Source organism: Escherichia sp. 93.0816, assembly GCF_013368855.2.
Taxonomy (GTDB): Bacteria; Pseudomonadota; Gammaproteobacteria; order Enterobacterales; family Enterobacteriaceae; genus Escherichia; species Escherichia ruysiae.
Genome location: NZ_JABWNC020000041.1, coordinates 1 through 9,253, shown reverse-complemented (window position 1 = coordinate 9,253; position 9,253 = coordinate 1). Strand labels below are relative to the sequence as shown.

The following is a 9,253-nucleotide window of genomic DNA, read 5'->3' as shown; positions in this document are numbered from 1 at the left end:
CGATAGGGGCGAGCAAATAATTTTGTATTGGGGCATGCGTGTGACCCTTTCTAACGGGGTTCACTCTCGGAGTCTTCATGCGATGAGCAAGGAGTCATGATGTTAGATATAGTCGAACTGTCGCGCTTACAGTTTGCCTTGACCGCGATGTACCACTTCCTTTTTGTGCCGCTGACGCTCGGTATGGCGTTCCTGCTGGCCATTATGGAAACGGTCTACGTCCTTTCCGGCAAACAGATTTATAAAGATATGACCAAGTTCTGGGGCAAGTTGTTTGGTATCAACTTTGCTCTGGGTGTGGCAACCGGTCTGACCATGGAGTTCCAGTTCGGGACTAACTGGTCTTACTATTCCCACTATGTGGGGGATATCTTCGGTGCGCCGCTGGCAATCGAAGGTCTGATGGCCTTCTTCCTCGAATCCACCTTTGTAGGTCTGTTCTTCTTCGGTTGGGATCGTCTGGGTAAAGTTCAGCATATGTGTGTCACCTGGCTGGTGGCGCTCGGTTCAAACCTGTCCGCTCTGTGGATTCTGGTTGCGAATGGCTGGATGCAAAACCCAATCGCGTCCGATTTCAATTTCGAAACTATGCGTATGGAGATGGTGAGCTTCTCCGAGCTGGTGCTTAACCCGGTTGCTCAGGTGAAATTCGTTCACACTGTAGCGTCTGGTTATGTGACTGGCGCGATGTTCATCCTCGGTATCAGCGCATGGTATATGCTGAAAGGTCGTGACTTCGCCTTCGCAAAACGCTCCTTTGCTATCGCTGCCAGCTTCGGTATGGCTGCCGTCCTGTCTGTTATTGTTCTGGGTGATGAATCTGGTTACGAAATGGGCGATGTGCAGAAAACCAAACTGGCTGCTATTGAAGCCGAGTGGGAAACTCAACCTGCGCCTGCCGCCTTTACTCTGTTTGGTATTCCTGATCAGGAAGAGCAGACGAACAAATTTGCGATCCAGATCCCTTACGCGCTGGGTATTATCGCAACGCGTTCCGTGGATACACCGGTTATCGGCCTGAAAGAACTGATGGTGCAGCACGAAGAACGTATTCGTAACGGGATGAAAGCGTACTCTCTGCTCGAACAACTGCGTTCTGGTTCCACCGATCAGGCTGTACGTGACCAGTTCAATAGCATGAAGAAAGACCTCGGTTACGGTCTGCTGCTGAAACGCTATACGCCAAACGTGGCAGATGCGACTGAAGCGCAGATTCAACAGGCAACCAAAGACTCCATTCCACGTGTAGCGCCGCTGTACTTCGCGTTCCGTATCATGGTGGCGTGTGGCTTCCTGCTGCTGGCAATTATCGCGCTCTCCTTCTGGAGTGTAATCCGTAACCGCATTGGCGAGAAAAAATGGCTGCTGCGCGCCGCGCTGTACGGTATTCCGCTGCCGTGGATTGCTGTAGAAGCGGGTTGGTTCGTTGCTGAATATGGTCGTCAACCGTGGGCTATCGGTGAAGTGTTGCCTACCGCAGTAGCAAACTCGTCGCTGACTGCAGGCGATCTCATCTTCTCGATGGTGCTGATTTGCGGCCTGTATACCCTGTTCCTGGTGGCAGAATTGTTCTTAATGTTCAAATTTGCACGCCTTGGCCCAAGCAGCCTGAAAACCGGTCGCTATCACTTTGAGCAGTCTTCCACGACTACTCAGCCGGCACGCTAAGACAGGAGTCGTCAAATGATCGATTATGAAGTATTGCGTTTTATCTGGTGGCTGCTGGTTGGCGTTCTGCTGATTGGTTTTGCAGTCACTGACGGTTTCGACATGGGGGTGGGGATGCTCACCCGTTTCCTCGGTCGTAACGACACCGAGCGTCGAATTATGATTAACTCTATCGCGCCACACTGGGACGGTAACCAGGTATGGCTGATCACCGCAGGTGGCGCGCTGTTCGCTGCCTGGCCGATGGTTTATGCCGCTGCGTTCTCCGGCTTCTATGTCGCGATGATCCTCGTACTGGCGTCTTTGTTTTTCCGTCCGGTCGGTTTTGATTACCGTTCCAAGATTGAAGACACCCGTTGGCGCAACATGTGGGATTGGGGCATCTTCGTAGGTAGCTTCGTTCCGCCGCTGGTGATTGGTGTGGCGTTCGGTAACCTGTTGCAGGGCGTACCGTTCAACGTTGATGAATATCTGCGTCTGTACTACACCGGTAACTTCTTCCAGTTGCTTAACCCGTTCGGCCTGCTGGCCGGTGTGGTGAGCGTAGGGATGATCATTACTCAGGGCGCGACCTATCTGCAGATGCGTACCGTGGGCGAACTGCACCTGCGTACCCGTGCAACTGCACAGGTGGCGGCGCTGGTGACACTGATCTGCTTCGCACTGGCTGGCGTGTGGGTGATGTACGGTATCGACGGTTATGTCGTTAAATCGACAATGGACCATTACGCAGCATCTAACCCGCTGAATAAAGAGGTTGTTCGTGAAGCTGGCGCATGGTTGGTGAACTTCAACAATATGCCGATTCTGTGGGCCATTCCGGCGCTGGGTGTTGTTCTGCCGCTGCTGACCATCCTGACTGCACGTATGGATAAAGCCGCGTGGGCGTTTGTGTTCTCCTCCCTGACGCTGGCCTGCATCATCCTGACTGCCGGTATTGCAATGTTCCCGTTTGTGATGCCGTCCAGCACCATGATGAATGCAAGTCTGACGATGTGGGATGCAACTTCCAGCCAGCTGACGCTTAACGTCATGACCTGGGTTGCGGTGGTTCTGGTTCCGATCATTCTTCTCTACACCACCTGGTGTTACTGGAAAATGTTCGGACGTATCACCAAAGAAGACATTGAACGTAACACCCACTCTCTGTACTAAGTAAGGAGCTAATAATGTGGTATTTCGCATGGATTCTGGGAACGCTTCTTGCCTGTTCATTTGGGGTAATCACCGCGCTGGCGCTTGAGCACGTCGAATCAGGCAAAGCCGGTCAAGAAGACAGCTAATGAGTAAAATTATCGCAACTTTGTATGCGGTAATGGACAAGCGCCCCCTGCGGGCGCTTTCCTTCGTGATGGCGCTTCTGTTAGCAGGATGTATGTTTTGGGACCCGTCACGTTTTGCCGCGAAGACCAGTGAACTGGAAATCTGGCATGGTTTATTGCTGATGTGGGCCGTCTGTGCTGGCGTGATTCACGGCGTGGGTTTTCGTCCGCAGAAGGTTCTTTGGCAAGGGATTTTTTGCCCACTGCTTGCCGATATTGTTCTCATTGTCGGGCTGATTTTCTTCTTCTTTTAAATCAGAATTCTCTTTAAAAATTTATGGACCTTCAACAGTCCATAAATTTTTACGCTCCCTTAACTTGCCCTCATTCCCAAACCTCAATCGCACGCGTATAGTAGCAGCGTTTAAAAGTTCTAACTTTTGTTGCATTACCGGGATGTAAAGTGAATACAACGCTGTTTCGATGGCCGGTTCGCGTCTACTATGAAGATACCGATGCCGGTGGTGTGGTGTACCACGCCAGTTACGTCGCTTTTTATGAAAGAGCACGCACAGAGATGCTGCGTCACCATCACTTCAGTCAACAGGCGCTGATGGCTGAACGCGTTGCCTTTGTGGTACGTAAAATGACGGTGGAATATTACGCACCTGCGCGGCTCGACGATATGCTCGAAATACAGACTGAAATAACATCAATGCGTGGCACCTCTTTGGTTTTCACGCAACGTATTGTCAACGCCGAGAATACTTTGCTGAATGAAGCTGAGGTTCTGGTTGTTTGCGTTGACCCACTCAAAATGAAGCCTCGTGCGCTTCCCAAGTCTATTGTCGCGGAGTTTAAGCAGTGACTGACATGAATATCCTTGATTTGTTCCTGAAGGCTAGCCTTCTGGTTAAACTTATCATGTTGATTTTGATTGGTTTTTCAATCGCATCCTGGGCCATTATTATCCAGCGGACCCGTATTCTTAACGCTGCAGCACGCGAAGCTGAGGCGTTTGAAGATAAATTCTGGTCTGGAATCGAACTTTCCCGCCTCTATCAAGAGAGCCAGGGAAAACGGGATAATCTCACCGGTTCGGAACAAATCTTTTACAGCGGGTTCAAAGAATTTGTGCGCCTGCATCGTGCCAATAGCCATGCGCCGGAAGCCGTAGTGGAAGGGGCGTCGCGTGCTATGCGTATCTCGATGAACCGTGAACTTGAAAATCTGGAAACGCACATTCCATTCCTCGGTACGGTAGGTTCCATCAGCCCATATATTGGTCTGTTTGGTACAGTCTGGGGGATCATGCATGCCTTTATCGCTCTTGGCGCAGTGAAGCAGGCAACGTTGCAAATGGTTGCTCCCGGTATCGCAGAAGCGTTGATTGCAACGGCAATTGGTCTTTTCGCTGCTATTCCGGCGGTAATGGCCTACAACCGCCTCAACCAGCGCGTAAACAAACTGGAACTGAATTACGACAACTTTATGGAAGAGTTTACCGCGATTCTGCACCGCCAGGCGTTTACCGTTAGCGAGAGTAACAAGGGGTAAGCCATGGCCAGAGTACGTGGACGAGGTCGTCGCGATCTCAAGTCCGAAATCAACATCGTACCGTTGCTGGACGTGCTTTTGGTGCTGTTGCTGATCTTTATGGCAACAGCGCCAATCATCACCCAGAGCGTAGAAGTCGATCTGCCGGACGCCACTGAATCGCAGGCGGTGAGTAGCAACGATAATCCGCCAGTGATTGTTGAAGTATCTGGTATTGGTCAGTACACCGTGGTGGTTGAGAAGGATCGCCTGGAGCGTTTACCACCAGAGCAGGTGGTGGCGGAAGTATCCAGCCGTTTCAAGGCTAATCCGAAAACGGTCTTTCTGATCGGTGGCGCAAAAGATGTGCCTTACGATGAAATAATTAAAGCACTGAACTTGTTACACAGTGCGGGTGTGAAATCGGTTGGTTTAATGACGCAGCCTATCTAAGCATCTGCGTTTTCCTTGCTTGAAAGAGAGCGGGTAACAGGCGAACAGTTTTTGGGAACCGAGAGTGTCAAAGGCAACCGAACAAAACGACAAGCTCAAGCGGGCGATAATTATTTCAGCAGTGCTGCATGTCATCTTATTTGCGGCGCTGATCTGGAGTTCGTTCGATGAGAATATAGAAGCTTCAGCCGGTGGCGGCGGTGGTTCGTCCATCGATGCCGTAATGGTTGATTCAGGTGCGGTAGTTGAGCAGTACAAGCGCATGCAAAGCCAGGAATCAAGCGCGAAGCGTTCCGAAGAGCAGCGCAAGATGAAGGAACAGCAGGCAGCTGAAGAACTGCGTGAGAAACAAGCGGCTGAACAGGAACGCCTGAAGCAACTTGAGAAAGAGCGGTTAGTTGCTCAGGAACAGAAGAAGCAGGCTGAAGAAGCCGTTAAACAGGCCGAGTTAAAGCAGAAGCAAGCGGAAGAGGCAGCAGCGAAAGTGGCAGCAGATGCTAAAGCGAAGGCTGAAGCGGATGCCAAAGCAGCCGCAGAAGCAGCGAAGAAAGCGGCTGCAGACGCGAAGAAAAAAGCGGAAGCAGAAGCCGCTAAAGCCGCTGCTGAAGCACAGAAAAAAGCCGAGGCAGCAGCGGCGGCGCTGAAGAAGAAAGCGGAAGCGGCAGAAGCAGCCGCAGCAGAAGCGAGAAAAAAAGCGGCAGACGAAGCTGCTGAAAAAGCGAAGGCCGAAGCTGAGAAGAAAGCAGCGGCAGAAAAGGCTGCAGCTGATAAGAAAGCGGCAGCAGAGAAAGCCGCAGCCGAGAAAAAAGCAGCAGCAGAAAAAGCGGCTGCTGAAAAGGCAGCAGCTGAGAAGAAAGCAGCGGCAGAAAAAGCCGCCGCAGACAAAAAAGCCGCAGCGGCAAAAGCAGCAGCTGAAAAAGCCGCTGCAGCAAAAGCTGCCGCAGAGGCAGATGATATTTTCGGTGAGCTAAGCTCTGGTAAGAATGCACCGAAAACCGGCGGTGGGGCGAAAGGGAACAATGCTTCGCCTGCCGGGAGTGGTAATACTAAAAACAATGGCGCATCAGGCGCAGATATCAATAACTATGCCGGGCAGATTAAATCTGCTATCGAAAGTAAGTTCTATGACGCATCGTCCTATGCAGGCAAAACCTGTACGCTGCGCATAAAACTGGCGCCAGATGGCATGTTACTGGATATCAAACCTGAAGGTGGCGATCCCGCACTTTGTCAGGCTGCGTTGGCAGCAGCTAAACTTGCGAAGATCCCGAAACCACCAAGCCAGGCAGTATATGAAGTGTTCAAAAACGCACCATTGGACTTCAAGCCGTAATCGCGATGTTGACCGTCACGGCGGTTAACATCAAACATCGGTTGTCGCTGGGTTCTGGTAGTTTTGTGTATTTGAGTTTGTTAACATTCTGCTAAATTATCGTGGGCTATCTGTCCAGATAAGGGAGATATGATGAAGCAGGCATTACGAGTAGCATTTGGTTTTCTCATACTGTGGGCATCAGTTCTGCACGCTGAAGTCCGCATTGTGATCGACAGCGGTGTAGATTCCGGTCGTCCTATTGGTGTAGTTCCTTTCCAGTGGGCAGGGCCTGGCGCGGCACCCGAAGATATTGGTGGCATCGTTGCTGCTGACTTGCGTAACAGCGGTAAATTTAATCCGTTAGATCGCGCTCGTCTGCCACAGCAGCCGGGTAGTGCGCAGGAAGTTCAACCTGCTGCATGGTCTGCGCTGGGCATTGATGCTGTCGTTGTAGGTCAGGTCACTCCAAATCCTGACGGCTCTTACAATGTTGCTTATCAGCTGGTTGATACCGGCGGTGCGCCGGGTACTGTACTTGCTCAGAACTCCTATAAAGTTAACAAGCAATGGCTGCGTTATGCTGGTCATACCGCCAGTGATGAAGTGTTTGAAAAACTGACCGGCATTAAAGGTGCGTTCCGTACCCGTATTGCCTACGTTGTTCAGACCAACGGCGGTCAGTTCCCGTATGAACTGCGCGTATCTGACTATGACGGTTACAACCAGTTTGTGGTTCATCGCTCACCGCAGCCGCTGATGTCTCCTGCGTGGTCACCAGATGGTTCTAAACTGGCATATGTCACCTTCGAAAGCGGTCGTTCCGCGCTGGTTATTCAGACGCTGGCAAATGGCGCTGTACGTCAGGTGGCTTCATTCCCGCGTCATAACGGTGCGCCTGCATTCTCGCCAGACGGCAGCAAGCTGGCATTCGCTCTGTCGAAAACTGGTAGCCTGAACCTGTACGTAATGGATTTGGCTTCTGGTCAGATTCGTCAGGTGACTGACGGTCGCAGCAACAACACCGAACCGACCTGGTTCCCGGACAGCCAGAACCTGGCATTTACTTCTGACCAGGCCGGTCGTCCGCAGGTTTATAAAGTGAATATCAACGGCGGTGCGCCACAACGTATTACCTGGGAAGGTTCGCAGAACCAGGATGCGGATGTCAGCAGCGACGGTAAGTTTATGGTAATGGTCAGCTCCAATGGTGGGCAGCAGCACATTGCCAAACAAGATCTGGTAACGGGAGGCGTACAAGTTCTGTCGTCAACGTTCCTGGATGAAACGCCAAGTCTGGCACCTAACGGCACTATGGTAATCTACAGCTCTTCTCAGGGGATGGGATCCGTGCTGAATTTGGTTTCTACAGATGGGCGTTTCAAAGCGCGTCTTCCGGCAACTGATGGACAGGTCAAATTCCCTGCCTGGTCGCCGTATCTGTGATAATAATTAATTGAATAGTAAAGGAATCATTGAAATGCAACTGAACAAAGTGCTGAAAGGGCTGATGATTGCTCTGCCTGTTATGGCAATTGCGGCATGTTCTTCCAACAAGAACGCCAGCAATGACGGCAGCGAAGGCATGCTGGGTGCCGGCACTGGTATGGATGCGAACGGCGGCAACGGCAATATGTCTTCCGAAGAGCAGGCTCGTCTGCAAATGCAACAGCTGCAGCAGAACAACATCGTTTACTTCGATCTGGACAAGTACGATATCCGTTCTGACTTCGCTCAAATGCTGGATGCACACGCAAACTTCCTGCGTAGCAACCCGTCTTACAAAGTCACCGTAGAAGGTCACGCGGACGAACGTGGTACTCCGGAATACAACATCTCCCTGGGTGAACGTCGTGCGAACGCCGTTAAGATGTACCTGCAGGGTAAAGGCGTTTCTGCAGACCAGATCTCCATCGTTTCTTACGGTAAAGAAAAACCTGCAGTACTGGGTCATGACGAAGCGGCATACTCCAAAAACCGTCGTGCGGTACTGGTTTACTAAGAGAATTGCATGAGCAGTAACTTCAGACATCAACTATTGAGTCTGTCGTTACTGGTTGGTATAGCGGCCCCCTGGGCCGCTTTTGCTCAGGCACCAATCAGTAGTGTCGGCTCAGGCTCGGTCGAAGACCGCGTCACTCAACTTGAGCGTATTTCTAATGCTCACAGCCAGCTTTTAACCCAACTCCAGCAACAACTCTCTGATAATCAGTCCGATATTGACTCCCTGCGTGGTCAGATTCAGGAAAATCAGTATCAACTGAATCAGGTCGTGGAGCGGCAAAAGCAGATCCTGTTGCAGATCGATAGCCTCAGCAGCGGTGGTGCAGCGGCGCAATCAACCAGCGGCGATCAAAGCGGTGCTGCGGCATCAACGACGCCAACAGCTGATGCAGGTACTGCGAATGCTGGCGCGCCGGTGAAAAGCGGCGATGCAAACACTGATTACAATGCAGCTATTGCGCTGGTACAGGATAAATCCCGCCAGGATGACGCGATGGTGGCATTTCAGAATTTCATCAAAAATTACCCTGATTCAACTTACCTGCCAAACGCCAATTATTGGCTGGGTCAGTTAAACTACAACAAGGGTAAGAAAGATGATGCGGCGTACTATTTTGCTTCGGTGGTGAAAAACTATCCGAAGTCACCGAAGGCTGCGGATGCGATGTTTAAAGTCGGCGTCATCATGCAGGATAAAGGTGACACCGCGAAAGCGAAAGCCGTGTACCAGCAGGTTATCAGTAAATACCCTGGTACTGATGGTGCTAAACAGGCGCAAAAACGTCTGAACGCGATGTAATGCATAACACACGACCAGAAGTCGCATTATTTCTGGTCGTGTCGTGCGAATCATAAGCAGTTGAGTGATCTACATCGAAATTTTTGTTGCGCTCAAATCTGAAATCAGTAATATATGCCGCCGTTGCCACGGGATATCAAACAAACCGAAAGCAACGCAAAAGTGGGTCGTTAGCTCAGTTGGTAGAGCAGTTGACTTTTAATCAATTGGTCGCAGGTT

At 51.1% G+C, this 9,253-nt stretch carries 11 protein-coding genes; all 11 read left to right on the top strand.

Features of this window, described 5'->3' with window-relative positions:
• Nucleotides 1–99 precede the first annotated feature (99 nt).
• Nucleotides 100–1,668 carry a cytochrome ubiquinol oxidase subunit I gene (gene cydA / locus HEM79_RS21795; RefSeq protein WP_010345240.1) on the top strand — a complete coding sequence of 523 codons (1,569 nt, stop codon included), beginning with the start codon at nt 100–102 and terminating at the stop codon, nt 1,666–1,668.
• Nucleotides 1,669–1,683: 15 nt separating this feature from the next.
• Nucleotides 1,684–2,823: a cytochrome d ubiquinol oxidase subunit II gene (gene cydB / locus HEM79_RS21790; protein ID WP_176242738.1), complete on the top strand. Its 1,140-nt coding sequence runs from the start codon at nt 1,684–1,686 to the stop codon at nt 2,821–2,823.
• 14 nt (nt 2,824–2,837) lie between these two features.
• Nucleotides 2,838–2,951, top strand: coding sequence for a cytochrome bd-I oxidase subunit CydX (gene cydX / locus HEM79_RS21785; protein WP_000270283.1), 114 nt, complete (start codon nt 2,838–2,840; stop codon nt 2,949–2,951).
• Nucleotides 2,951–3,244, top strand: a complete 294-nt coding sequence (gene ybgE / locus HEM79_RS21780; RefSeq protein WP_000034602.1) for a cyd operon protein YbgE — start codon at nt 2,951–2,953, stop codon at nt 3,242–3,244. The genes cydX and ybgE overlap by 1 nt, the downstream gene beginning before the upstream one ends.
• A 149-nt stretch (nt 3,245–3,393) precedes the next feature.
• Nucleotides 3,394–3,798 (top strand): tol-pal system-associated acyl-CoA thioesterase, encoded by a 405-nt coding sequence (gene ybgC, locus HEM79_RS21775; RefSeq protein ID WP_001098384.1) that lies wholly within the window; start codon nt 3,394–3,396, stop codon nt 3,796–3,798.
• Nucleotides 3,795–4,487, top strand: a complete 693-nt coding sequence (gene tolQ / locus HEM79_RS21770; RefSeq protein WP_000131314.1) for a Tol-Pal system protein TolQ — start codon at nt 3,795–3,797, stop codon at nt 4,485–4,487. Before ybgC ends, tolQ begins: the two co-directional genes overlap by 4 nt.
• Before the next feature lie 3 nt (nt 4,488–4,490).
• Entirely contained in the window at nt 4,491–4,919 is a 429-nt protein-coding gene (tolR, locus tag HEM79_RS21765) for a colicin uptake protein TolR (RefSeq protein WP_000124988.1), read from the top strand.
• A 64-nt stretch (nt 4,920–4,983) separates the two neighbouring features.
• Nucleotides 4,984–6,252 (top strand): cell envelope integrity protein TolA, encoded by a 1,269-nt coding sequence (tolA, locus tag HEM79_RS21760; protein WP_176242741.1) that lies wholly within the window; start codon nt 4,984–4,986, stop codon nt 6,250–6,252.
• A gap of 132 nt (nt 6,253–6,384) precedes the next feature.
• Nucleotides 6,385–7,677 (top strand): Tol-Pal system beta propeller repeat protein TolB, encoded by a 1,293-nt coding sequence (gene tolB, locus HEM79_RS21755; protein WP_010352214.1) that lies wholly within the window; start codon nt 6,385–6,387, stop codon nt 7,675–7,677.
• 34 nt (nt 7,678–7,711) lie between these two features.
• Nucleotides 7,712–8,233 (top strand): peptidoglycan-associated lipoprotein Pal, encoded by a 522-nt coding sequence (pal, locus tag HEM79_RS21750; protein WP_001295306.1) that lies wholly within the window; start codon nt 7,712–7,714, stop codon nt 8,231–8,233.
• Between the two features lie 9 nt (nt 8,234–8,242).
• The gene (gene cpoB / locus HEM79_RS21745) at nt 8,243–9,034 is read left to right on the top strand and encodes a cell division protein CpoB (protein ID WP_000097569.1); all 792 of its coding nucleotides are present in this window, start codon (nt 8,243–8,245) and stop codon (nt 9,032–9,034) included.
• Nucleotides 9,035–9,253: the final 219 nt, after the last annotated feature.

Bases quoted from the DNA above. Each gene is read 5' to 3' on its own strand.
- cydA (WP_010345240.1), top strand. From the start codon at position 100: ATGTTAGATATAGTCGAACTGTCGCGCTTACAGTTTGCCTTGACCGCG.
- cydB (WP_176242738.1), top strand. From the start codon at position 1,684: ATGATCGATTATGAAGTATTGCGTTTTATCTGGTGGCTGCTGGTTGGC.
- cpoB (WP_000097569.1), top strand. From the start codon at position 8,243: ATGAGCAGTAACTTCAGACATCAACTATTGAGTCTGTCGTTACTGGTT.
- ybgE (WP_000034602.1), top strand. From the start codon at position 2,951: ATGAGTAAAATTATCGCAACTTTGTATGCGGTAATGGACAAGCGCCCC.
- cydX (WP_000270283.1), top strand. From the start codon at position 2,838: ATGTGGTATTTCGCATGGATTCTGGGAACGCTTCTTGCCTGTTCATTT.
- pal (WP_001295306.1), top strand. From the start codon at position 7,712: ATGCAACTGAACAAAGTGCTGAAAGGGCTGATGATTGCTCTGCCTGTT.
- tolB (WP_010352214.1), top strand. From the start codon at position 6,385: ATGAAGCAGGCATTACGAGTAGCATTTGGTTTTCTCATACTGTGGGCA.
- tolR (WP_000124988.1), top strand. From the start codon at position 4,491: ATGGCCAGAGTACGTGGACGAGGTCGTCGCGATCTCAAGTCCGAAATC.